Annotated in this window: 24 protein-coding genes; 14 read left to right on the plus strand and 10 right to left on the minus strand. The window is 45.9% G+C overall.

Translation table 11 applies throughout. From position 1 onward, the window contains the following. Positions 1-42 precede the first annotated feature (42 nt). Positions 43-432, minus strand: coding sequence for an aspartyl protease (locus QUB52_RS03200; protein WP_265239505.1), 390 nt, complete (start codon positions 430-432; stop codon positions 43-45). Continuing rightward, positions 429-746, minus strand: a complete 318-nt coding sequence (locus QUB52_RS03205; protein WP_265239504.1) for a hypothetical protein — start codon at positions 744-746, stop codon at positions 429-431. The genes QUB52_RS03200 and QUB52_RS03205 overlap by 4 nt, the downstream gene beginning before the upstream one ends. 194 nt (positions 747-940) lie before the next feature. On the opposite strand from QUB52_RS03205, the gene QUB52_RS03210 reads away from it, so the two are divergent. The 3 genes from QUB52_RS03210 to QUB52_RS03220 all read left to right on the plus strand — a co-directional run bounded on the left by QUB52_RS03210 (position 941) and on the right by QUB52_RS03220 (position 4,044). After that, positions 941-1,912: a CobW family GTP-binding protein gene (locus QUB52_RS03210; RefSeq protein ID WP_332970097.1), complete on the plus strand. Its 972-nt coding sequence runs from the start codon at positions 941-943 to the stop codon at positions 1,910-1,912. Between the two features lie 241 nt (positions 1,913-2,153). Beyond that, on the plus strand, positions 2,154-3,230 hold the full coding sequence (locus QUB52_RS03215; RefSeq protein WP_332974243.1) for a WD40 repeat domain-containing protein: 1,077 nt from the start codon (positions 2,154-2,156) through the stop codon (positions 3,228-3,230). Between the two features lie 133 nt (positions 3,231-3,363). After that, positions 3,364-4,044 (plus strand): CADD family putative folate metabolism protein, encoded by a 681-nt coding sequence (locus QUB52_RS03220; RefSeq protein ID WP_332974241.1) that lies wholly within the window; start codon positions 3,364-3,366, stop codon positions 4,042-4,044. Between the two features lie 305 nt (positions 4,045-4,349). Here the strand turns inward: QUB52_RS03220 and QUB52_RS03225 are convergent, their stop codons facing one another. Continuing rightward, complete coding sequence (locus QUB52_RS03225) at positions 4,350-5,189, minus strand: metal ABC transporter permease (RefSeq protein WP_332974239.1); 840 nt, start codon at positions 5,187-5,189, stop codon at positions 4,350-4,352. Between QUB52_RS03225 and QUB52_RS03230 the strand changes: the two genes are divergently transcribed. Further along, entirely contained in the window at positions 5,149-5,343 is a 195-nt protein-coding gene (locus QUB52_RS03230; RefSeq protein ID WP_265239421.1) for a hypothetical protein, read from the plus strand. The two genes, QUB52_RS03225 and QUB52_RS03230, sit on opposite strands and share 41 nt — an antisense overlap. Here QUB52_RS03230 and QUB52_RS03235 read toward each other — a convergent pair. Beyond that, positions 5,329-6,048: a metal ABC transporter ATP-binding protein gene (locus QUB52_RS03235; protein WP_332974237.1), complete on the minus strand. Its 720-nt coding sequence runs from the start codon at positions 6,046-6,048 to the stop codon at positions 5,329-5,331. The two genes, QUB52_RS03230 and QUB52_RS03235, sit on opposite strands and share 15 nt — an antisense overlap. A gap of 88 nt (positions 6,049-6,136) precedes the next feature. On the opposite strand from QUB52_RS03235, the gene QUB52_RS03240 reads away from it, so the two are divergent. Further along, entirely contained in the window at positions 6,137-7,207 is a 1,071-nt protein-coding gene (locus QUB52_RS03240; RefSeq protein ID WP_332974236.1) for a metal ABC transporter solute-binding protein, Zn/Mn family, read from the plus strand. 173 nt (positions 7,208-7,380) lie between these two features. Here QUB52_RS03240 and QUB52_RS03245 read toward each other — a convergent pair whose 3' ends face one another. Together QUB52_RS03245 and QUB52_RS03250 are read right to left on the minus strand one after the other, a co-directional pair. Continuing rightward, complete coding sequence (locus QUB52_RS03245; protein ID WP_265239418.1) at positions 7,381-7,641, minus strand: DUF7219 family protein; 261 nt, start codon at positions 7,639-7,641, stop codon at positions 7,381-7,383. Positions 7,642-7,916: 275 nt separating this feature from the next. Beyond that, positions 7,917-8,084, minus strand: coding sequence for a metallothionein (locus QUB52_RS03250; RefSeq protein ID WP_265239419.1), 168 nt, complete (start codon positions 8,082-8,084; stop codon positions 7,917-7,919). 141 nt (positions 8,085-8,225) lie between these two features. Here QUB52_RS03250 and QUB52_RS03255 point away from each other — a divergent pair, with 141 nt between their 5' ends. Next, on the plus strand, positions 8,226-8,636 hold the full coding sequence (locus tag QUB52_RS03255; protein ID WP_265239420.1) for an ArsR/SmtB family transcription factor: 411 nt from the start codon (positions 8,226-8,228) through the stop codon (positions 8,634-8,636). Positions 8,637-8,717: 81 nt separating this feature from the next. Here QUB52_RS03255 and tnpB read toward each other — a convergent pair whose 3' ends face one another. The 3 genes from tnpB to QUB52_RS03270 form a co-directional block, all read right to left on the minus strand. Next, on the minus strand, positions 8,718-9,875 hold the full coding sequence (tnpB, locus tag QUB52_RS03260; RefSeq protein WP_332974235.1) for an IS200/IS605 family element RNA-guided endonuclease TnpB: 1,158 nt from the start codon (positions 9,873-9,875) through the stop codon (positions 8,718-8,720). A gap of 323 nt (positions 9,876-10,198) precedes the next feature. Next, positions 10,199-10,399 (minus strand): heavy-metal-associated domain-containing protein, encoded by a 201-nt coding sequence (locus tag QUB52_RS03265; RefSeq protein WP_265237601.1) that lies wholly within the window; start codon positions 10,397-10,399, stop codon positions 10,199-10,201. 188 nt (positions 10,400-10,587) lie between these two features. Continuing rightward, positions 10,588-11,511 (minus strand): sulfotransferase domain-containing protein, encoded by a 924-nt coding sequence (locus QUB52_RS03270; RefSeq protein ID WP_332974233.1) that lies wholly within the window; start codon positions 11,509-11,511, stop codon positions 10,588-10,590. On the opposite strand from QUB52_RS03270, the gene QUB52_RS03275 reads away from it, so the two are divergent. The 8 genes from QUB52_RS03275 to QUB52_RS03310 all read left to right on the plus strand — a co-directional run bounded on the left by QUB52_RS03275 (position 11,502) and on the right by QUB52_RS03310 (position 22,091). Then, entirely contained in the window at positions 11,502-11,951 is a 450-nt protein-coding gene (locus QUB52_RS03275) for a hypothetical protein (RefSeq protein ID WP_332974232.1), read from the plus strand. The genes QUB52_RS03270 and QUB52_RS03275 overlap by 10 nt on opposite strands. A gap of 578 nt (positions 11,952-12,529) precedes the next feature. Then, complete coding sequence (gene hpsA / locus QUB52_RS03280; protein ID WP_332974231.1) at positions 12,530-17,701, plus strand: hormogonium polysaccharide biosynthesis protein HpsA; 5,172 nt, start codon at positions 12,530-12,532, stop codon at positions 17,699-17,701. Positions 17,702-17,756: 55 nt separating this feature from the next. After that, entirely contained in the window at positions 17,757-18,416 is a 660-nt protein-coding gene (gene hpsB / locus QUB52_RS03285; protein ID WP_332974229.1) for a hormogonium polysaccharide secretion pseudopilin HpsB, read from the plus strand. A gap of 58 nt (positions 18,417-18,474) precedes the next feature. Beyond that, a complete protein-coding gene (gene hpsC, locus QUB52_RS03290; RefSeq protein WP_332974228.1) occupies positions 18,475-19,542 on the plus strand; it encodes a hormogonium polysaccharide secretion pseudopilin HpsC in 1,068 nt (355 codons plus the stop codon). Between the two features lie 59 nt (positions 19,543-19,601). Then, entirely contained in the window at positions 19,602-20,264 is a 663-nt protein-coding gene (locus tag QUB52_RS03295; RefSeq protein WP_332974227.1) for a pilus assembly FimT family protein, read from the plus strand. A 175-nt stretch (positions 20,265-20,439) separates the two neighbouring features. Beyond that, complete coding sequence (locus QUB52_RS03300; RefSeq protein ID WP_332974225.1) at positions 20,440-20,568, plus strand: hypothetical protein; 129 nt, start codon at positions 20,440-20,442, stop codon at positions 20,566-20,568. Between the two features lie 107 nt (positions 20,569-20,675). Then, positions 20,676-21,005, plus strand: a complete 330-nt coding sequence (locus tag QUB52_RS03305; protein ID WP_332976118.1) for a hypothetical protein — start codon at positions 20,676-20,678, stop codon at positions 21,003-21,005. 468 nt (positions 21,006-21,473) lie between these two features. Then, positions 21,474-22,091 carry a transcriptional regulator gene (locus QUB52_RS03310; RefSeq protein WP_332974223.1) on the plus strand — a complete coding sequence of 206 codons (618 nt, stop codon included), beginning with the start codon at positions 21,474-21,476 and terminating at the stop codon, positions 22,089-22,091. A 210-nt stretch (positions 22,092-22,301) separates the two neighbouring features. Here the strand turns inward: QUB52_RS03310 and QUB52_RS03315 are convergent, their stop codons facing one another. Next, the gene (locus tag QUB52_RS03315) at positions 22,302-24,188 is read right to left on the minus strand and encodes a peptidoglycan D,D-transpeptidase FtsI family protein (RefSeq protein ID WP_265237582.1); all 1,887 of its coding nucleotides are present in this window, start codon (positions 24,186-24,188) and stop codon (positions 22,302-22,304) included. Between the last annotated feature and the right edge of the window lie 194 nt (positions 24,189-24,382).

The raw sequence follows: 24,382 nt of genomic DNA on the forward strand, positions 1-24,382 counted from the left end.
ATACTGAAGGCGGTTGAAACCGCTGCCGACTTATCCCCATGTCTAAAGCCAGGGGCTTGCATCTCGCTTTTCGGTCAAAAGCCCGATCGGTTTATTAACAACTAACTGCATCCTGTCTAACCATTGCGAACCGATTAAAATCTCCGGGAGATCCTCTCCAACATGGACGGGAATAACAAATTCTTGACCGTCAATAATTACTCGACCTTCATAGAGGTCAAATAAAACATCTCCCCGCGCTGTCTGCATCTCGATTTCTCGGACAATTAAAGACCAATCTAAACCATCTAAATCTTGAGAATTAATCGCTATAAAACCTGTGGTAAAACCTGTATCTAGTAGCACTTCAACAGGAAAGCGCTCGCCATTAAATGCAATCAATTCAATCTCAAAAAACAACTCTCCGTTTTCCCCAAACCAACCTGATATCATATACTGCCACAGGTTCCTTTTTCATTGAGGCGAAACATTGTTAACATCACATTTTTATCGCCATAGTATTCTTTGATTTTTTGTGCAATGCCTAACAGTTTGGGGTCTATCAAATACTCTTCACTGTCCGGCTCGATCGCAATAAACCAATTGTAATAGTCCCCGATCAGTTCCGGGCGAATTCGCTCAAATATTGCTCGACCGCGTAAACGGAGTTTAGTTTTTTCTGCTTTGTGTTTTGCTAATTCTTCTGGTGATATAGTCCGAGAGATTCTACCCCGCAGCGCTTTTCGCTTTTCTGATAGCTGAGTCATGGTTTTTTTTAGATTAAATGTATAGATTGATTTATGATAGCCCACAAGTATTATTTTGTCTATTTTTGCTAAAACCCGCCCTTAAAGTCTTCAGCAAACAATTTATTAACATTTTTTAATATTGTTGCTGCTAGTAGCAAGTATGGTGTAAGATAGCGACAATGGTTATCATTGTACAACAAACGAGGTAAAGTATGGTGACTGCTGGGGCGATCGAATCAGTTCCCGTGACCGTTCTCACAGGCTATCTGGGTGCAGGCAAAACTACGCTACTCAACCACATTTTAACACAGAAACACGGCAAAAAAGTTGCAGTCATCGTCAACGAATTCGGCGAAGTAGGCATCGACAACCAACTCATCATTGATGCCGACGAAGAAATTTTTAAAATGAACAACGGCTGCATTTGCTGTACAGTCCGAGGCGACTTAATTCGGATTATCGGCAACTTAATGAAGCGGCGCGACAAATTCGACCACATAGTCATCGAAACTACAGGTTTAGCCGACCCCGCACCCGTAATTCAAACATTTTTTGTAGACGAAGATATGCGGGACAAATTGCTGCTGGATGCAGTTGTCACTGTCGTTGATGCCAAGCACATCTGGCAACATTGGGATGCAGAGGAAGTTCAAGAACAAATTGCTTTTGCTGACGTGGTTTTGCTCAACAAAACTGATTTAGTGACTGACGGAGAATTGGCTGAATTAGAAAAGCGAATTCGCGCCATGAATGCAATGGGAAAAATTCACCGTACTCAGAACGCTGAATTAGCAATGGATGCTTTGTTAGGCGTTAAAGCCTTTGACTTGAACCGAGCCTTAGAAATCGAACCAGACTTTTTGGGCGAACATGAACACGAACATGACGTAACAGTAACTTCCGTAGCAATAGTCGAATCCGGCGCTATTGACGGCAACAAATTTAGCGATTGGATTGAGGAATTGTTACGAACTCAAGGCCCGAATATCTTTCGGACAAAAGGCATTTTGAATATAGCTGGAAAAGACGAGCGATTTGTTTTTCAAGGAGTACATATGTTGTTCGATGGTCGGCCGGATAGAGCTTGGAAAGCCACCGAAACTCCGAAAAATGAACTCGTATTTATCGGCCGCAACTTAAACGAAACTCAATTGCGAGAGGATTTCCATCGGTGTCTAGTTTAACTGACATATTGAAGCATTTTTAATAAGCCTTTTAGGAACAGGCAAGATGCCTGTTCCACAAGAAGAAAATTCATCTCTTGTGGAACAGAATAGGCCAGATGCCTGTTCCACAAGAAGAAAATTCATCTCTTGTGGAACAGAACAGGCAAGATGCCTGTTCCACAGGAAGAAAATTCATCTCTTGTGGAACGGGCATCTTGCCCGTTCTTAAGAAGAGTGCAACATCTCAGATTCAATAAATATGGGTAACAAAAAGACAAATAAAAGTGAACTAACCCTGCAATTTCAGGCTGAAGCCATGCTTTCTGACTACATAACTGCTGTTACGTGGTCGCCGGATGGCGCAACTTTAGCAGTTTGTTCCGCTGCGGGCGAAGTGATGCTGGCGACAGGGGAAATTAATAAATTGTCTTTGCAACCGCTGCAAAGTGCCACGGGTAAATCGGTAGATTGTTTATCTTTTTCTGCCGATAGTCAATTCTTAGCTGCGGGCGGACAAGATGGAAAAGTGCAAATTTGGAGGGTTAATTCTGGGGAGTTAATCGCTAATTTGGACAATCACCGTGTGTGGGTTGATAAATTAGCTTGGAGTCCCCACTGCAATCAGTTAGCTTTCAGTATTGGCCGCTGTGTTCAAGTCTGGAATGCTGATGATAATGTTGTAGAAGTAACGCTGAATTTCGAGTCATCATCTATCCTAGATTTAGCATGGCATCCGATTGTTCAATACCTGGCAGTTAGTGGCTATCAAGGCGTTAAAGTTTGGAGTGGCGAAGACTGGGACGAAGACCCGGAAATTTTATCTGTACCGTCCGCAACAGGTGCAATTGCTTGGTCGCCGTCAGGGCAATATTTAGCCTGCGGTAATATGGATAATACCCTAATTGTTAGTGAATGGGGAAATTTGGAACCGTGGGTAATGCAGGGTTTTCCGGGGAAGGTTCGGGAGTTGGCTTGGTCGGATCAAATTAATTCTTTGGCACCTTTGTTGGCTGCTTCGAGTTCTCAAGGTGTTTCTGTTTGGGCAAGAGATGCTGATGAAAGTGTCGGTTGGGAAGGTTGGGCTTTAGAAGTTCATGAAAATGTGGTAAGTGCGATCGCCTTTCAGCCTAACACATTTTTATTAGCTTCCGCCGCCGCCGACGGTCAACTTTGTTTGTGGTACGAAGCAGAACAATTGCTGCAAATTCTAGAAGGTGCAGAGGCTGGTTTTTCCTGTCTCGCATGGCATCCCGATGGTCAGTTTCTCGCGGCTGGTGGCTGTGGTGGCGAATTGGTGGTTTGGTCGAAATCTACGGGCAGCAAGGGATTCGGGTGAGGTTGAGTTCGCATAACGACCGATCGCACTCCAAGTTGCAAAAACATCAACAATTGAAAACTTGCACTTTACTGAAGGCTAGATTAATATAACATTTTAGTGGCTGCATTATCCTTAAGGGCGATCGACAATTATGACCGAACAGCAATTTCTCGAACAACTCAACAGCATTCTCGACCAAAACCACCTGCTGAAACACCCGTTCTACCAAATGTGGAACGAAGGTAAACTCGACCTCGCAATGCTGCAAGAATATGCACAAGAATACTACCTGCAAGTCCACAACTTCCCCACCTACGTCAGCGCTACCCACGCCGCTTGCGACGACATCAAAATTCGTCAAATGCTCCTCGAAAACCTGATAGAAGAAGAGCGAGGCGCTGCAAATCACCCTGAACTGTGGCTGCGCTTTGCCGAAGGTTTGGGTTTAGATAGAAACGCTGTTCTTTCACACGAACACTTAGAAAAAACCACAGAATCCGTCCGCATTCTCAAAGACTTAGCGCGCAGCGAATCTCCCGCCAAAGGTTTAGCCGCCCTTTACGCTTACGAAGCACAAATTCCCGAAGTTTCTACAACCAAAATTGCTGGTTTAAAGGAATTTTACGGCATCGATTCACAAGCTGCTTTGTCTTTCTTTCAAGTCCATGAAAAAGCCGACGAGTTCCACTCGCAAGCCACCCGCGAAGCCCTGTTACAGCTTTGCAAAACTGAAGAAGCACAGCAAGAAGCGCTGTTAGCTGCCGAGAAAGCAACTTCTGCTCTTAATTTACTGCTTGATGGTGTTTACGAAACCTATTGTCAAGCTAAGTAAGCTTCAGTTGACAGTTGACAGTTGACAGTTGACAGCTTCTTTCTGGTAAAAAACGCATATTTGCAGGGCGGGTTGAAAAGCATTGGTGTCAACTTACTGTCAAACGTAGTAATAACTTTCTTGTTTGACGACTGGCCCAGCTCCCCCCTAGCCCCCCTTAAAAAGGGGGGAACCGGAAAATATCAAAGTTCTCCTTCAAAAGGAGAGAACCGGATAGGATCAAAGTCCCCCTTCTTAAGGGGGATTTAGGGGGATCTAGACTCAGCTAGCAGCGAGATTTATCAAAATGTTTACACTGAATAGGACTATTCTCCTTTCTTTCTAGTCAAAATTCCTTGAGTCGGACTGAACAGCAAAGCTACTAAAAATAACCCAAACACAACTAATACAATTGCCGCACCAGATGGCATATTAAAATAATAGCTAAGATACATCCCAGTTACACTAGCTATAATTCCAATTATAGCACCAAATCCCATCATTAAGTGTAACTCTTTTACCAACAAATACGCCGTAATTCCAGGCCCGATTAACAGCGAAATTACTAACAGCGCCCCCACAGTTTGCAAACTCGCCACAATCGTTAGTGTAATCGCCGAAATCATCCCCAAATAAATCAAGTTTACAGGTAAACCCGATGCTTGCGCTCCCAGCGGGTCGAACGTATAGAATAGCAGTTCTTTGTAAAAGATTTTAACCGCCACCAAAATAATCACTGTTATGAGGAAAGTCTGCTGCACATCAGACGGTGCAACTGACAATATATTGCCGAACAGAAACCCGTCTAAATCTAATTTTGTCGTCCGTAATAGGCTAATCAATGTGACGCTAATTGCTAAGAATGTAGACAAAATCAATGCCATGATTGCATCAATTTTGAGCCGCGATTGCGATTGAATCCATGCCATAATTACGGCGCTGATGATTCCTGAGATAAACGCGCCGATGGAAATATTGAAACCTAAAGAAAAGGCAACGGGCAATCCTGCTAATACTGAATGGGCAATCATGTCTACCATCATTCCCATTTGCTGTACAATTAGGTATGAGCCGACTACGGCGCAGACAATTCCTAGCAAAATGCCGACGGCGATCGCATTTCGCATGAACTCGAATTTGAGCGGCTCAATTAGTATGTTTAACATTTATAGAGGAAGGAAGAAGGAAGAAGGAAGAAGGAAGAAGGAAGAGGTAGCTGTAGGGTGTGTCGCCCTTGAAAAATTATCAAGGGAAATCGACAATCTCGTAGCGACGCACCCTACGATGAAAATAATCCCATTTTGCTCAGGCAGAAACTAAGCTTAAATCGTATCCATAGGCTTTTTGAATATTAGCGGCGGTGAGAACTTCTCGGCTGGAACCAGCGGCAATTAATCCTTTGTTGAGTAACAATAAATTATCGTATTTTTTTAAGGTTTCGCCTAAATCGTGGCTGATTACTAGCAATGTTTTATTTTCGGCTTTGAGTTCGGCAAAAATATCGAATATAATCTCTTCTGTTGCTTTGTCGATCGCATTAAAGGGCTCGTCGAAGAAGAATAAATCGGCTTGTTGGGCGATCGACCTTGCTAAAAATATCCGCTGCTGCTGTCCCCCGGAGAGTTCGCCAATTTGCCGATCGCGCAAATCCCACATTCCCACCCGCAGTAAAGCAGCTTTCACCAATTCCCGCGACTGCTTCGAGGGACTCCGAAACCAACCAGTCTGGACAGTCCGCGCCATCATCACCGCATTCCACACCGTAATCGGATAATCCCAGTCAATTTGCGATCGCTGCGGCACATAGGCCACCCGCGATAACTGTTCCTTCAACAACCGCCCCTGATATTTTACCAAACCCCGACACGCCGGAATCAATCCCAGCATCGCTTTCACCATCGTGCTTTTCCCCGCGCCGTTGGGGCCGAACACCCCCGTTAACTGTCCGGGTTCTAACTGGAAATTCACGTTGTTAAGGGCCGAAATTCCTCGATAATTCACAGCCAAGTCTTGCACTTCTAACATAATTCGAGATTTTGAGAACCATTCTTGTTCGTAGCTACTACAATAGGATAACTCTAAAAGTAATAACGATTATCGTTCCAAAGGTGAAATGTTAAAAAAATTGTCTGGAAAAACTGGCAGATTTTGCAGTATGGCTGTTTTGGCGATCGGTTTTGGACTGGTTGGGTGCACTTCCACCCCCAAACCCAGCAATTCCACGCCAGAGAGCCCCAGCGCCACTCAAGCCAGTCCCAGCGCCAACTTGCCGAAAGTCGTCGCCACCACTGGTGTGATCTGCGATATTACTAAGGAAATTGCCCAAAGCTCGATCGACACCACCTGTCTAATCAAGCCCGGAGAAGACCCCCACGCCTACCAAACCAAGCCAGAAGACAGTAAAGCGATTGAAACAGCAAATTTGATTTTATACGCCGGCTACGACCACGAACCCAGCATCATTAAATTAATTAAATCCAGCAATAATTCCGCACCAAAAATCGCCGTACACGAACTCGCCGTTCCCAAACCTCTAATGGGCGAACACGAACACGAAGGCGGGGAAGACAAAGCAGAAGATAAACCCCACGCAGCCGGCGAAAAAGTTCCTGATCCTCACGTTTGGCACAACCCTAAAAATGGTGTACGGATGGTAGAAATAATTCGCGATGAATTGATCAAAGTTGCTCCTACAAATACTCAACTTTATACTAGCAATGCCGCGAAATTAACTGGTAATTTGCAAAAAATAGATACTTGGATTAAAGCGCAAATTGCGACAATTCCGGCGGATAAACGCAAATTAGTCACAACTCACGATGCTTTGAGTTATTATGCCGATGCTTACGGTTTGGAAGTTGCTGGAGCTTTGCAGGGAGTGACAACAGAGGAACAGCCCACAGCCGCCAGAATTGCCGAATTATCATCACAAATTAAGACCGCAGGAGTGCCGACAATTTTTGTAGAAAATACAACTAATCCGAAGTTAATGGAGACTGTAGCGAGGGAAGCAAATGTCAAAATTTCGGACAAAGAACTTTATAGCGACGAGTTGGGCGGCCCTGGTACGGGCGCTGATACCTATGAAGGAATGCTGAAAACTAATACTTGCGCGATTACTACTGGCCTGGGCGGCAATTGTACTCCGTTTGCAGGAGAAGCAACACCAATTCCTAAACCGTAGAAAAAGCCGGCGGTTGAAACCGCGCCTAGACAAACAAAAACCGCCGACGCGGTTTGAAGACGGTTAAAATTATATTATTTTCTTTACACTGCGTCGGCGGACTAGCCTTCAAGAAGGCTAATGCCTACGTTTTTATAGGCTCGGTTTCAACCACCGTCTTATCTGCGATGAATTTAAGGTGAATTTTCTTCATCGGTAGTGGGTGGTTTTTTGCCAATTCCCAACTGCTTCTTAGAGGATTTTAAGTCTTTCCAAAGCGCCTTAATATCTTTATAAGCTTTCTCCGTGCTAATTTTCCCGCCTGTTTCCAGCGAGCAAATGTAAGTTATTTTCTGAGCAAATTCCTGCAAGTTGGCATCAAAGGCCAAGTTTTCTGGCGTGAAATCTCCGTAGTAGCGACTGCGAGGATGTAAAAAATCTTCCCGTTCTTTCATTGCCCCCTCCTAATTCAACTTTTGGTTCTGTCTTTGCTATTAATAGCAGTATTTGCACTTAGTATTGCGGCGCTAACTTACTTTTATTGTATTCCGCTGGTAACAATTGTGCTTTTTCGCTGTGTACTTAGCCTATTAAGGCAATTTTAACCTTTAATTACCCGGATTTTAACCTTAGTTTAACCTAAAAGCACAAAAATTGGGAGATGCGCTGTTGGCATCTCCCTTTAGATAGATTTTACAGGGGTTCCTTAACCTATTCTGAAGCGGAATATTTATTTGTGGCACTCGCAACCGGTGTGGCCGCAGCCGGTGCCGTTGGGGTGGCCGTCAGCGCAAGCACTGGAACAGTATGATTTGCCACTTTTTTCGACGGCTTCAGTCAGGCTGACAACGCACAAGCAAGAAGGACAGGCGCATTTTATTTGGGTGACGGTAGTCATTTTGGATTCTCCTGGTGGATGATCGATACATACATCTGAACATATATTCAGATGTATGTCAAGGAAATGTAAAAACTTTGTTACAAAAGATGGGTCGATCGCGCTAAGATGAAAATGAGAATTAAACCCAGCCGATCAAAGATGTCACCAAACTCTGCTGTTAACGGAGCGATCAGTCAGCCTCACCAAGAGAACGATACACCAACGTGCGATCGCCTGCACGTAGCTGACTGTTCGCGGGTCGGGGACATCCAAACACAAGTGCTCAACACGGCAAAAGCTCAGCGAATGGCAGAGTTTTTCAGTCTTTTGGGAGATGCGAATCGCTTGCGGCTGGTGTCTGTGTTGGCAAAACAAGAATTGTGCGTGTGCGATTTGGCGGCGACTTTGGGAATGAGTGAATCGGCAGTATCGCACCAGTTGCGGGCGATGCGGGCGATGCGGTTGGTAAGTTACCGCAAGGTTGGCAGACAGGTTTTTTATAGTTTACTCGATCGGCACGTTTTGGAACTTTACCGAGCAGTCGCCGAACACTTGGACGAAGAATCGTGAACTACCAGACACTGACCGATACGGCGGCGAGCGTGCTGGCTTCTTGTCTCAACGGGAACAGCGTCTAGCAAGACCGAAATCTTACTCTTGACGACTTACATCCCCTCCACAAGCAGAAGCGCTAGTTCCTAACGCCAGAATCCGCAAGGCTTCATTTCTTATATTGATTGCTGCATTTACATCGCGGTCATGGTGCGTACCACAATGCTTACAAGTCCATGCCCTAACATCAAGAGTCAAATTGTCAGCTCGATTTAGGCAAACATGGCAAGTCTTGGATGAAGGAAACCATCGATCAATTTCGATATAAATCTTTCCTTCAAACTCAGCCTTGTATTTAAGCATCGTGAGAAACATACCCCAGCCAACATCGCTGATCGCTTTGGCTAGATTATGATTCCGTACCATGCCTTTGATGTTGAGATTTTCCACTGCAATAACTTGGTTTTCGTTTACTACCTTGCGGGATAGTTTGTGCAGACAATCTTCGCGACACCTGGCAATTTTGGAGTGGACTTTCGCCACTTTCAATCTGGCTTTATTGCGATTGTTGCTACCTTTCTTTTTCTTGGATAGCTTTTGCTGTTTCCGTTTTAGGTTCCTTTGATGCTTGACCAAGAATCTCGGATTATCAAACTTTGAGCCATCACTGGTAATTACAAAATGAGTTAATCCCAGATCAAGCCCAACCGCTTTATTAATTGGTACTGATTCGGCTTGATCTTTGCCATCATATGTGCTGAGCGTAGTCGAAGTATCGACTAGAACGGAAACAAAGTATTTACCGTCAGGGTTGCGAGATACTGTGACAGTTTTAATAGCTCCATCAAAATTTCTATGCAGCTTGCAATGTACCAAACCAATCTTAGGTAGATTGATATAGTCATTTTCAAATTTGATGTTTTGGGGATAACTAATCGACTGTCTACCATGCTTAGACTTGAATCTAGGCAGCATGGCGCGTTTATCAAAAAAGTTTTTGTAGGCTGTCGATAGATTCAATGCCACGACTTGCAAGCATTGAGAATAAGGATCTTTTAGCCATTCATATTCTTTCTTGAGATTGGGCAACAATCCTTGTATATACCCTCTAGTTAATCCCTTACCAGTATTCTTATATGTCTCTTGACAAAGATTTAAGGCATAATTCCAGAACCATCTGCAACAGCCAAAAGACTTTGCAAGCAAGGTTTCTTGCTCACTTGTTGGATAGATTCTGTATTTATATGCTTTATACATTTATCGAGAACACCAAATACTGATTAAACTCTCATAGCTCAAATAGATAGAATTGACTCGCTGTCGCTCAATTTGTTTTCTGGCTCGTTTTCATCCCGTCGCTCACCTGAGTACAGGTAGAGCGCGGGACTTCCCACTCACGCTAGTTAAATTAGTCAGTAGTCATTGGCAATTTCTGTATACGCGGATTCTGTAGCGGCGAGTTCACCGATATCTATGACGCACATCGAGAATATTTGTAAACTCGCCCTCCCCAACCCAAGATTCATGTAAGGGATTATGTTTAAAACGGCCCCGACTAGAAACTAGGGCTGATCCTAATATTAGGCTTCGAGGACAGTGTGACCGGAAGCAACCACAGCTTGTTTAATAGACTCTTCCGAGGCTTTAGCTTCCACGGTGACAGTCTTGGCTGCTATATCTACATCGATTTTCGCATCGGATTCAACAGTTTTGATGGCTTCGGTAATAGTGGTTCCGCAGCCGGAACAGACGATCGACGGAACATGAAGTTTGAGTGCCATAATTAAACCAGTATTGTAGATTGCAGGATTTATTCTGCCTTTATTTTAACCTTATTTCGGTTGGTTTTCATAAGATTTTTTGAAAGTTTAGCTGCGGGTAGAGACTCAGGCATTGCTTTTTGCCGTCTCAGCAGTGCGCTTTCGGTGCAATTCCGGCAGGGGTTTAAACCCCTGTCGGATTTATGATTTCAGTCCCAGCCGAAGTCTCGATCGCACAATTGAGCTAATCTCTGATTGGGCGATCGATAATATGCCCTTAATTGCTCGTATACTGTCTCGCTCACGGGCGGATATTGGTTGGAATTGTATTTTTCGTAGGTTTCTAATTCGTGGGGCGGCAAGCCTAGAAATTGTAACACGCTGTTGTATGTGCCGCAAGGATTTGTATACAAATCTTCGCTTTTGAGGATTAAAAGTTGTGATTTGGGAAATAGTTTTATCCATGCTGGAAGTTGGTCTGCGTAAATGCCGCGGCTGAGATATGTATGGTGTTGGTGCTCGTAACTGTAGTATGTTGGGTTGGCTTGAAGTTTTTTAAGTTCGGCTTTGAGTCTTTCCGGTTCCGAGGCAATCGCCTCTTGAAAAGATAGCGATTCGCATTTAATTTTGATCTCGTGATGATAGTGAGAAATCGCTCGGTCAACCGGGTTTCTCAGCAATATAATTAATTTTACTTCTGGGCATAACTGGTAAATGCGCTGCGGAACATGAGGGTGAAAAATGTAATAGGGGCTGGCTTCTCCTGTAACCTTGTATCCGCGTTCTGCTGAGGACGGAAATTGGGAGTAATACCATTCTGCACCTTTGTCGAAGTTGAGGTCGAAATAATGGATTTCTTTTTGGGCGGCGGGGGCGACTTGGGGATGTTGGGTGAGATAGGTGTACAGCGAGGTTGTGCCACCTTTTTGGGCACCAATGATGATGAAATTTGGGGGATTAGGAGTTTGCTTCATGGGTTGGTGGTGATATTTGGCGCTTCGTTGGTGTCCGTTTGGGCGTCGAACTGTTGATAAATATAGCTTACAGATGGTGGCTACTGAATGAGTTAAACTGAGGTGATTGAGTACGTCGGGTCGATCGCGAGAAACACCCGCGATTTTTTTTGCAGTCAAAAGCCATCAAAGCTTTACTAGCTGGAGGTTATACACCCGCGATGACCGAATATCGATTAACACCAGCAAAGTACCGCCACGTTCAGGTAGTGGTTTGTCTTAACCGCGTTCGGTTAGACGGCCATGCTAACTCTGATGAGGCTTTGGCAAAGTTGAGCGAACTTGGTTACAGTCCCCAATTGCGTTATCAATGGAATCCAGAGCGTGATGAATTTGATTTGTATGCGCTGATTCATGATTTGCCGTTAGATGAGTCGCTAATGACTGACGAAAAGTGTCAGGAGTTTTTTAAGTATTTTAAGCACAGTCAGATATATTCGATCGGCTGCGGACACGCTGACCCCGATTGGTTATTTGCTTGGGGCTTTAAGGACGCGCGCCGTCACGCTACAGCGGAGGAAATTGAGCCTCTGCAAGCAAATGCTACCGCCGCTGCTTGATATTTGAGCACGATCGCACTTTTGGACAATACATCAAGGGCGATCGCGCATTCGGGTTGCAGGAGGATACGGCAGTGCCCTTTCCCGTAGGGCGATCGCACAACAACCAAAATTTGATCGCACTACAGCCGAAATTCGATCCCCCTAAATCCCCCTTAAAAAGGGGGACTTTGAGAACACTCTTGTCCTCCCCTTAAGAAACAGGGCTTTGAGAACACTCTTGTCCCCCCCTTGCTTTCGGGGGAGTAGGGGGCAAGAATACGGGGGATCGAATCTCGGCACAAAAACAGCACCTCCATTTGACTTTGTTGCTGGGCCCTGACATTTCGATCGAACTAGACTAGAGTGGAGTTCCCGAACCAAAATCCTTGCAGGTCAAATCTTTCGGGGAAAATATATCGGCGATGAGTTTGATCGCGGGTTTGTCGGTTTTATTTTTCAGCGAGAGTACACATTTTGTGAATTTGTGCAAGGGGTGATATGGATGTTGTGGAAATTGGGAACTATAAAGATGGGATCGTACTGTCGAGCAGTAACTACCTGCAATACCAGCTCTGAAATTATTCAGGAAGGCGTTAATGTTTAAAAGCAAATTATCCAGAGTTATCGTATCTTTGCTGCGGCGCATCGCTGGTGTTACCAGATCCGGGGCAAATCGGCTGATGAGAGCAATGCTGCGTGCCATGATGGCTATGAGCCGCAGGGCGCAACTTCCTGTGGCGGGGTTTGTGCTGCCGACGGTGACGATGGTGTTGCTGGTAGTGATCTTGTTGACTGTGGCGATTACTCTGCGATCGTTCGATCGGGCAAATACGGCTCGCAACGTGCGCGTGAACCAGCAGGTGCTGGCGGCCGCTACTCCGGCGCTCGATCGGGCAAAAGCAAAAATTCAGTATGCGTTATCTCCTCAAGGAAGCGGAACACTTGAGACACCATCAGAGTTGAGCGTTTACCAAGCGATGGATTCAGATAGCTTTAAATTTGGAGATGAGGAAGTGCTCCAGATTAAGTTCGATATTGACGGTAAAAACGGAATTGATCCTTTCCCTACAGATCCAACTAAACTTAATGAAAGTGAGAGGATAAATACCGCTTGGAGGTTCCCTGTCGATACTGACAACGATGGTGAAAATGACACCTACACTCTATACGGGATATATTTTCGCAGCCCTCCTCGCGAGAATACAGGAGACTTTAAGAGAGCTAGAAAGAGTTTAGAAGCCAGAACCCCTCCGATGTCGAGTTCCCAAGGTTCTAGCAACGCTATCTGCAAAGCAGCAGCAGGTACTAGCGCTAGTTTGGTAGGCAGTACGGACTGGTACAAAGCAGATGGCGTACTCAAAAAAAGCTTTTTTGTCTACACGGCGAACGTCCCGATTCCTAATAAATTTAAAGGAACTCCCAGCTTCTCAGCTTTGGAGTATCAACAAGACGTAAAACGCATTCCACTACAAAATAATGCGGTAGTTTATGAAGATGATTTAGAAGTATCTCCCGGCCCGGCGCTACGTCTGAACGGACGCATATTTACTAATAGTAACTTTCTGGTCACAAATACGAACACTGGCCCGGTGGCATTCTATCTTGTTAGCAGCAAAGAATCTTGTTTCTACAACCTAGAAAATAGCAAAATCGTCGTTAGCGGTAACGTTGTTAATGGCTGGTCAGGGAATGATGGTAACACGGGAAAAGAGATACTCGTTCATTTGTTCGGGACAACTGCTACCGATCCAGACATAGCGAAAGCAATTAAAGGCCCAAGCGATCAATCTGTAGACTACAACGCAGGTGCTTTAGGGGTCATGTACAATAACAAGGCCTATTCTGATCGCATCGGTCTGTTAGTTTCACAACAGGTAGCACAAAATCCCTCTCCTTCGGCTGATCCAACGGAAGTTAAAAATGCCATTGCCAAACAAGTTGCAGAGGAAACTGACCCCACAGCTCCGAGCGCCGCTCGTCTTGACGAAATTCGCACAGAAAAGCTGGAATCTTACTTTAGATTGCGGACGCGGAAAGTCCCGTTTGCAGAAGTGCCGGCGACTGGAGACGCATTGGCTGGCTTTGTTAACCCTACAACAAAAGTGGTAACTACATCTCCATTCGACGGTACAGGGGAGCAACTGCGACCAGTCGATGCCTGGGTTACACCTTCGGACAGCAACACGAAACTAGATACAACTGTCAGGCTGCAAGCCAACAGCCCGGATTATGTAGAGCAAAATAATAAAGAATCCGAGTTAGGCGATCGCATAGTGGTAGGAAACAACCTACCAGCACAGAAATGGAATGCAACAAAGGGAAGATTTGTGGGTCAGGGTGATGATGAAGCAAAAGAAAAATTAGGAGTTCCTTGGAAGGATGGGGGCGATCGCTACCGGGAGCCCCAAGTGAAGCAGTTCGCTGATGTAGGAGGAGGAGATCGCGATGGTTTCTGGGAAAAGAGTGCGGCCCAAGCACCCAAAACAGCAGTTGATGGCATTGGCGGACTGCGGGTAATCACGGGTGCCGGCGTTTACGAGCGCAAAAACTCTTTTCTGCCACCTCCTAAAGTATTCAACCCTGCTGCTGTTCTTCCAACCGATCGAGTATCTGATTTGTACGACGATCCGGCAACAACTATTGTTGAAAAATTCCCCGTTGTTTGGCCGGACTCGATGCCGATGTCACCCGGCCTTAACTCCAAGGTATATAACAACAATACTCTTCCTGCTGGTACTGACCCCTGGACGGATTTGCCTGCTGCCCTTTGGAACAATTTGCCCAACCCTTCCCCTGCGGTATTAACGGGTACCATTGACCCCACAACTCCCCAATATGCTAAGGGCGACTTGCGGATGCGCGCAACTGCCATCTATCACTACGCAGACAACACAAGCGATCAAAACACTGAAACTGCCAAATTAGCTGATAGTCCGCTGGCTTGCGTCAGCAGCTATTACGATCCCAGCTACCGATACAGCAAGGGTGGAACTGTATTTGATTCCAGTCTCAACCGTCCAGGTTTGCCATCGGGAATCGACCCAAATGGTAAATCCAACAACGGCATCGTCTACGGCCCTCCCGAAGCGAGACCGGGTGCAACTCTGACGGCAGCTCTCATGACTGACCCATCGGGTCTCAATCCAGCAGCACCAAACGATCGCTTGAACTATCAAGCCAGTCTCGTCTTCCCAGACGGTCGGTTTGTCAACGAGAACTTAAGGAAGGCTTTGCAGAAGGTTGACACGGAACGCACCTTGTCGGAAAAAGCAGCGATCGACTCTACTCTTTGCTCTTTTAAAATTTTGGCAGATCCGACGGGCTTTGATCCGAGCGGTGCTCTGCTGGATCACGGGACAATTCGGGAAGTTGCTTTTCTCAATCCCAGAGAAGTTAAGGCGATCGACAAGGATGACCCAGCTACTGCCGTGGACGAAACTTATAGCCTCAGCAGTCCTTTAAGTTCTTCCGCTGGTAGCGGCTTGATGGCTAGCACTCAGAGCGCAAAATTAACAGGAAATTACGACCTTCCTCTAGCAGAACGGCAACCCTTAGAAATCCGGGTGACGCAATTAGATATCGCTCAGCTCAGGAAGAAAACGATCGGCTACCAGCGATCGCCCGTCATCAACACGCTTAACCCAGAGTATATGCTGCCTTACAGCGGCCTAATTTACGCCAGCCGTGATGATGCAGCACCCGATCGGAGCGATCGCACTCCGAATACTACTGGCACTATTGACGCAACCCGCAGCAAAATCAGCAGTTCAACGGATTCTCAGCTAGACCCCAGCCGCCGCCCCCACGGAATTATGCTGATTAACGGAGAAAGCTTGGGTCGCCCGACAACTGTAACCACATTGACAGACGTACTTAAAGAGAAGGGTCTGCTGTTAGTTTCTAACCTGCCGGTTTACATCCAAGGCACATTTAACAAACACACCCAGCGGGAATTTGGGAAAATTACAGATCCTTTTAGTTGGATTCCCAGCGATTTCTACGGCCGTTCGGGTGCCAACCTCAATCCCGATTTTGCTTGTCGGTTGGGCGACCCTCGATACCCTGGGAAATGCGCAGGCAGCGATGATTGGCGAGCAGCAACAGTGGTCTCGGATGCGATCACGCTCCTCTCTGCACCAGCTTCAGGTCAATTAAATCAAGGCTTCCGGTACGGTTTCCGCAATCACGGAGATTTTGACCTGAGAAATAATGCAGGCAGCACAATTGTCGGTTATGACTTTAATGGCAATGGCCTGATTGATGCTACAGGTAGTACAGCTAATGAAGTTAATTTCGGCTTTGACCTAAATGGCAGAGATGCTAATGGAGATGGGAATCCGAGCAACGATGCGGGCGTTCCAGAGACGGAAGTAACAGCCAAAGCAGCTCGCCTGATTAACGGTTTCGATGCTAACAACTACGTCACTAACGGTCTGAGTAGCGGTGCAGACTTTAACATTGAGGGGACTACTAGCGTATCACCAACAGACGAAAAGTACAGGAGTAGCACAGCTAGTAATAATGCTCCCAACAGTTCATACTTCAACAATTTCATCACCCCAGTTCAGCGACGGGCTGAGTTTCCAGAGTATGTAATGGAAATCTGCCGCAAGTTGCCTGTTTCAGCTTGCGGCGCCGATGACTGGGTAGTTGGTATTGACGCTGGTACTGTTGGGGAATTTGAAGCTGAAAGAGAACAAGCAAGCGTTGTCCCAGCAAATACTACATCTGTCGATCAACTTTTGTCGGGTACAACAGCTAGACCAGCCATAGATCCAGCCGATCGCAGATATCCCCGTCGGGTAGCTTTTCTGCGAGACTCTTCAGCAGCGGGAAGCCCCAACCGAAACAAACTGGTGCTAGACAACAACAACGTTCCGGTTGCATTGGGGATTAATGCTGGGAACTTAGCTTACTATTCCTCTACCAATGCTGGTGCAACTACAACTAATACTGGTGTCCCTACTCCGCGAGACAATGCTCTTTGGTATGCGACCACAATAACTCCAGTAACTCCACTAGGAGGAATTGATTACGCCAATACAAACCCACTGTTCTACGTGACAATACCAACTAATGCAGGTTCTAATCTTGCTAACACAGTTAAGCAGCCACAGCTAAGACCTACCTTGCAGATTCAGGCGACAGATTCTAGTCCTGGGCCCTTATTTCCAGGCGCTCAGGCCCAATTAACGCAATGGATGCAAAAAGCGCAATCTACAGAGTTCAACCTGATAGTCGCCTCAAATGACGTTCCTTCACGCAAAATATCTGACACCCTTGGCGAAACCAATGGTGGTGTGCAAAACTTACCCCGCTTTATGGAAAATTGGCAAAACCTAACTACCTCGATCGCTGGTTCGTTTATCCAGTTCAAACGCAGCGCCTATGCAACAGCTCCCTATCAATCAGTTATTAACGATAGCACTGCTGGTTCGCTTCTAAAAACCAAAATCTTTGACGATCCAGCCGGCACCTCCGCCAATTACAGAATCCAAAACTTAGCTGGTAATGTCGGCTATTTCGCTGCACCAAATCGGGACTGGGGATTTGATGTAGGTTTACTTTCGCAGCCCGCCGACTTGTTCGCCCAAAAATTCACTCTCCCTGCTTCTCAGAAACAACCAGACGAATACTTCAGAGAAATCAGCCGGGATGATGATTGGGTGAAGTCTTTACTGTGCGCTGAAAAATTGAATCCAGATCGCACTTCCTCTGGCACCTATGCTCGCAATGACGGCGCTACTAAACCAGCAGACTGTCCTTAAGTTCCCTGACCTTGAAACACTCAAATTTCTGAGTTCCAAATGCGGAGTGATTACGATGACCAAACGCCAACAGCCACAAAGTTTACATAAGTCCCAAGAAGGCGGCTACACGATTATCGAGTCATTGGTAGCGATGATTGTAGTGTCGGTGCTGATGATCGCGATCGCCCCCGTGATGGCTTTCTCAGTAGCAACTCGCGTCCAAGCCAAACGGATAGAAATGGCTACTCAAGCCGCCAAAACCTATATTGAGGGGCTCAGGTCTGAGGCGCTCAAACCAGGTACGACGGGGTTTCCTGCTCAGTACACAACCGACAATAAATTAGAAAACACCCCCGCCCCAACCAATATCAACGCTCTTTACTGCATAGACAAAGATAGCGATCAAATCTGTACCGATGGCAGCAATCAAGACTTTGTAGTTCAGGGCTACTATTTTAACAACTTACCAGCTACTACAAATCCGGCAAAAACAGGCTACAGCTTAATTGTTCGTGTTTACAGGGCTGATTCTTTTGCTAGTGAGGTGGGCGCACTAACAACTCAGAAACTTCAAGCCGATCAAAAACGACAAGTACAGCAAGGAACTACTACCGCAGGGCTGGGAAATCTCCGAGCGCCTTTGGTAGAAATTAGAACGGAAATAGGCGCTACTGATAGAGCAGGTGCTTACAACAATTTTTGCGATCGGATCGCAAATGGCTGCAAGCAATAATCAAAGTCCCGTTATTAAATTTAGAATCGCTCCACATTTGACAAAGGAAACAGTCAAAATGAAAACTTTACTCAGGTTGCTTCTCAAAACTCAGCACCAGCGAAACCGCTCCGCACCAGCTCAAACAGAAAAGGGCATGACTCTAGTCGAGCTATTAGTCGGCTCGATTATGGCATTTTTAATCATCACCCCGATGCTCGCCTTTGTAGTTGATATGCTGAATACCGACAGGAGGGAACAAGTCAAGTCAAACACCGAGCAAGACCTTCAGGCGGCTGTTGATTTCATCGCCCAAGATTTGAGTCAAGCTATTTATATTTACGATAACGATCCTACTACTGGTATTCCTGCTATCAAAAGTTTCCTCCCCCCACAAACAAATAAAACTCCTATTCTTGTATTTTGGAAGCGACAAGTTCTCAAGAACTCTCTTCCTGTTGATATTAATCTGACTCCTCAACCAGATAAATGCGATTCAAGCGCAAAACCCGGTACAGCAGGAGAATGCAACGATACCTATGTTTTATCATTAGTTGCATACTACCAGATTAAAGATACTGACTCTACTTGGTGTCAGCCGCAAGGCTCTGCTTGTCCTACCCGTATTGCTCGGTATCAAATTCAGGACGGATTGGAAAATAAAAGTAGTGACCCAACTAAGCCTTACACGGGTTTAAACTCTGGACAAAAGACCAGCCCAGCTTACAATGGTACTCCCGTCGGTACGACACCAGCTTTTGACATTACGAAGCCCGAGCAAAATGTGACAAATTTACCACCAGGTAATTGGGATGGCTCTGATGTACTGGTTAATTACATCGACCACAGTAAGGTGGCATTAGTAGGCAATGAATGCACGCTCGCCTTTAATAATCCTAAGGACTCAAAAGGAGATGCTGTTCTCGAAACGACCCTAAGAGTAACCGACTCACCAGCAGCAACAGACACAAATAGCTTCTACGCTTGTGTAGATAGATCAAACAACCAAAACATCGCCCGAGTTACTATCAGAGGAAACAGCCTGCGCCGCCTGCAAGCCAATGATGCTGATTTCAAATCCACGAGTTCGGCATTTTTTCCAACAGCAACCGTGCAAGTACAAGGTCTAGGCGCGCGAGGAAAGTAACTTATTATTGAAACATATTTCCGAATCGCCCCCGCCGATCGCAAAAACAGGAGAAAACTATGAAAACCCCACCAATATTATTAAAACTTTTGCATAATTCTGCTGCCAAAGCCCACCCTAAATTCAACAAAACTGCATCTAGAAAGGGCGATGGAGGATTCACGCTTCTAGAAGTGCTGGTGACAGTGTTGGTATTAGGCATATTAAGTTCGATCGCCGCTCCGAGTTGGCTGGCATTCATCAACAATCAAAGAGTTCGCACTGTGAACGATCGAGTTTTGCAATCACTACGAACTGCACAAAGCGAAGCAAAGCGAACTAAACGCGATGTGAGTGTGATATTTGATACCAGCGATCCACTAAAAGTTATGTTTTACCCGCCAGTAGCTACGGGTGGTAGTACGCAGCAGTTAAATGCTGGAGGTGAAATTAAAGCCGGACAGGTTCAACTTGCTGTTATTGGTGGAGATATAACTCCTCCTCCTTCTCCTGCTCCTACTCTTAGTGCTACTCAAAAATCCCTCACCTTTAAGTTTGACGGTGCTTTCGATCCAAATAGTAAACCAACCCTACCTTTTCAAGTCACAGTTGCTCCTGTTGTTGGCGGTGTTGTTGGCGGTCCGAAAAAGTGTGTATTTGTGGAAACTCTCCTAGGAGGAATGCGAACTGCTGAGGGAAAATATAACGATACTACAAAAGAGGGTTGTCCAGCAGTTCCCTAGATATTTTATAATCTCTAACAGCGATTCCGCATAAGTTCTGAATTGCTAAAAAATATTAACATAAATTATTTGATATTTTAAATGCCATTAAAATACTCAAACTACGCAGCTAGAACTAAAACAAATAACAGTTCAGACAAAAAATCAATTACCGCCAAAAGACCTAACCTGGCAGATGTTTGAAACCATATTAGCAGAACTGGGAGAAAAGCGCTCATCCCGACTTTCATACAGCAACGGAACCTTAAAAATCATGGTTCCGTGCATGGAACACGAAGTTAACAAAGTGCTGATTAGCGATTAGTAAAAAATCTCCTCAAAGAACTAGATATAGAATTTTGACCGCTGGGCTCAACCACATTTAAAAATGCAAAAATAGCTCAAGGAGTAGAAGCAGACAACAGTTTCTACATCCAAAACGCAGCCGCAGTCCGAGGCGAAAATCGCATCGACTTAGCCACAAACCACCATCCCAATTTAGGCATAGAAATCGACATCACATCGCGCACTCAGCTCAACAACTACGCAGCATTAGGAATTCCCGAATTGTGGCGCTACAACGGCCACAACCTGCAAATCAGTGTCTTCCAAGATGGAAAATACATCAAGGTCGATCGCAGTTTCCAATTTCCCAACTTCCCGATCGCCCATCTCATCCCCCAGTATATCAAACGCAGCAAAACAGCCAGCAGAAACGTCGCTATCAAAGCCTTTCGAGCTTTAGTGCGATCGCAAATTTAGCAACCCCCGCAGACTCTCATCCACACCGGGCGATCGCATCAATACCCGTGATTTCTCCCAAAGGGCGATCGAATCAATACCCGCCATTGATCCGATCGGGCGATTTCTCCCAAAGGGCGATCGAATCAATACCCGCCATTGATCCGCTGCGGGATCTCTCTAGCGACACAGCACTACCGTGTCCCGACTACCGTATTGTTGTAAAATATACATTGCAAGCGATGCCTGTATGGAAACAGCACTGCCGTATCCTGACTAGACTATCCCTTGGAGCATATACATTGCAGGCGATATTTGTCGGCAAACAGCACTGCCGTATCCTTACCCGCAGCTTGTTTAAATAGATATAAAATTTCAGTAAATACCGATCTACACAGTAACCAAACTCAAAAGTTAAAATCGAGCCATCAAAAATAGTTTCTCCTAGCCATTTTTCATTTCAAACTAAATATCAAGGAGTGCATCTACGTGTCAATACATAAAACGCTCAAAGGCAGAGCCACTGCACCTGCCGCCGGTTTTACAATGGTTGAGTTATTGATAATTATTTTAATCATAGGAGTGTTTAGTGCGATCGTCACTCCCAGTTGGCTGATGTTCATCAACAACCACCGTTTGAAGCTATCAGTCGATCGGGCTTATTGGGCAATGGAATTAGCCCTAAGCAACGCCAAACGCGACAAAATTTCATGGCAAACTAGCTTCAAAGAAGTAGGAAAAAACCTACAAGTAGCAGTCCACCCAGCCGAGATTACCCCAGCCCAAGTACCACCCAGTCAATGGAAAAACCTAGAACCGCAAATTCAAATAAATCCCGATGAAACAACACTGCTCAACGTCAATGAAAACAACAAAGCTACAGGAGAAAAAACAATTCGGCGGGTAATGTTCAACTTCCGAGGTTGCGTCGTTTATAACAGTACCGACGAGTGCGGCCAAACAAGCCTGCGAGCAAAAGGAACCCTAACACTATCTCATCCCGATTTAAAAAATAGCGATCGCTGCGTCATCGTCTCCACTCTCTTAGGACACAAGCGCACCTCCCAAAGACAACGCACAGCTAAAGACGGCAGATATTGCTACTGAGACTACATCCAGACCTCACCCTTGTATGTACTCTTGTCCCCCCCGTTAAGAAGGGTGTGCACAAGAAGCACTCAAAGTCCCCCTTCTTAAGGGGGATTTAGGGGGATCAGGCCTCGGATTTGAACGACAGATCCAAAGGACTTTAGTCTTAAGTAGACACTTATGCGGGTGAACCAGCCCCACGCGAATCATCTCCATTCAACCGACTTCCTACTTCTTACTCGGTGGAATCTTCTCAATATTAATCAGCGTCTCCATCACCGACTCCACAATCGGCGCCGCCACAACTCCCCCCGAACCACCCTTCGGTTCATCAATCACCGCCAGCACCACATACCGAGGAGCCTCCGCAGGCATGATCCCCACAAAGCTAGTAATAATCGCCTTATCAGAATAACCCCCACCAGCATTAGCTTTTTGAGCCGTCCCCGTTTTCCCAGCAATCCGATACCCAGGAATTTGTGCAGCTTTCCCCGTACCACCATCCACCACAGTTTCCATCATTTCCAAAACCTGCTTAGTAGTTTGTGGCGAAAAAACTTGTTTCCCAACAGCCCTCGGCAGCTTCCAGAAAGCTTGACCTTCCCGATCAAAAAGTCCCCGCACAACATGAGGAGTTACCAACTTGCCACCGTTAGCCAAAGCCCCGTTAAGCTGCACCAACTGCATCGGAGTTATCGAAAAACCCTGCCCAAAAGCCGTAGTAGCAACTTCCACCGGAGAATTAATAAATTGCTCGCGATTTTTAAGCTGACTGGTTACTTCAAAAGGCAAATCAGTTCCTGCACTTTGTCCCATTCCCAGTTTTTCTAAAGCTTGATAGTAAAGAGAAGCTTTCATACTTCTCATGACGTGCACCATCCCCACATTACTAGAATGTTTCAAAATCTCCGTAACAGTGGAAGGGCCGCGGGCACCAACTTGTTTGTAATCGGAATTTTGGATAGTCCAGCCATCCATGTAAATCCGACCTTCATCGTTAAACACAGTGTTAGGTTTCACCGCACCGGCTTCTAGGGCGATCGCCACATTAATCGCTTTAAAAGTCGAACCAGGCTCATAAACATCAGTTACAGCCCAATTTTTATAGCGCGACAAATCGAAATTAAAATATTGATTCGGGTCATAGGTAGGTTCAGCCACCATTGACAGTAATTCCCCGTTGCGGGCATCCATCACAATCACCGTGCCCCGCTTCGCCCCGTATTTCAGCATTTTCTCCTTCAGAGCAATCCGCGCCGCCCGCTGCAAGCGACTGTCGATCGTCAATTGCAATTTCAAGTCATCAAGCTGCACAAATCCCGCCGTCAGGCGATCGGGAAGCCAATGTCCATCGATCGACTTACTAAATTGGATCGACGGCATCGATCGTTCCAGCAAATTCTGCTGGCTGTATTCCACCCCAGCCTGTCCCTTCTGTTCCCCATCCACATAACCCAGAATATCCGCCGCCAACTCCTGCTGCGGGTAAAAACGCTGCTGCTGCCGTACCAACTCCAGCCCGTCCACGGGACTATCTTTAATTTGCATCCGCTCCACGCGATCGGCTACCTCTTGAGCCAAAGAACTAGCAATGGTAATACCGCTTTCGCCCAGATTAAACCTTCGCAGCAGTTCAGTTTCCGCCGTATTGCCAGGGGCTACTTCGATCGGCAACATCGGAGCCAATTTAGCAGCAATATCCCCCTTTGAGTGCTTGAACAACTTCGGGTGAGCGTAGAGCGTGTACACCTGTCTGTCGATCGCCAAAACATTCCCCGTGCGATCGACGATCGGGCGTCTCGGCACAAACGGCTTCGTTTTGAGAGTTTGCTGTTCAAGAGCCTGTTTGCGTAGCGCCGGAGCTCGCGTCACCTGCAAATAGAACAAATTTACAGCCAGCCCCAGCCCCGATAGCATCAAAACCACCCACACAGCCCACAAGCGGAACTTGCTGCGTTTTAAACGTTCCAGCGGTGGCCTCGGCCGGGGCTGGCTGCTAGCCTTAGTCGCAACTCTGGGTTTGGTCAGTTTGCCCCACCAAACGCCATCGCTCGACGCTTTTGGACGTTTAAAATTCGGCGATCTGTATCGGTCAAAACGGGGATCATAGCTCATAAAATTAAAAATTTAAAAGCAACTTATATCATTTTGGATTTTGGATTTTAGATTTTATATTTTATAGCAATCACCCAGACCGTTAAGCAGTTCTTAATTGCATAAACCTTTGCGATCGATTCCTTCAGACGAATCACGAATGCTATCCGTTCAAATTATCGGGCCCTCGGACAGTTCCCTTGGGCCCTCTCCGC

Source organism: Microcoleus sp. A6-C6, from assembly GCF_036705955.1.
Lineage (GTDB): Bacteria > Cyanobacteriota > Cyanobacteriia > Cyanobacteriales > Microcoleaceae > Microcoleus.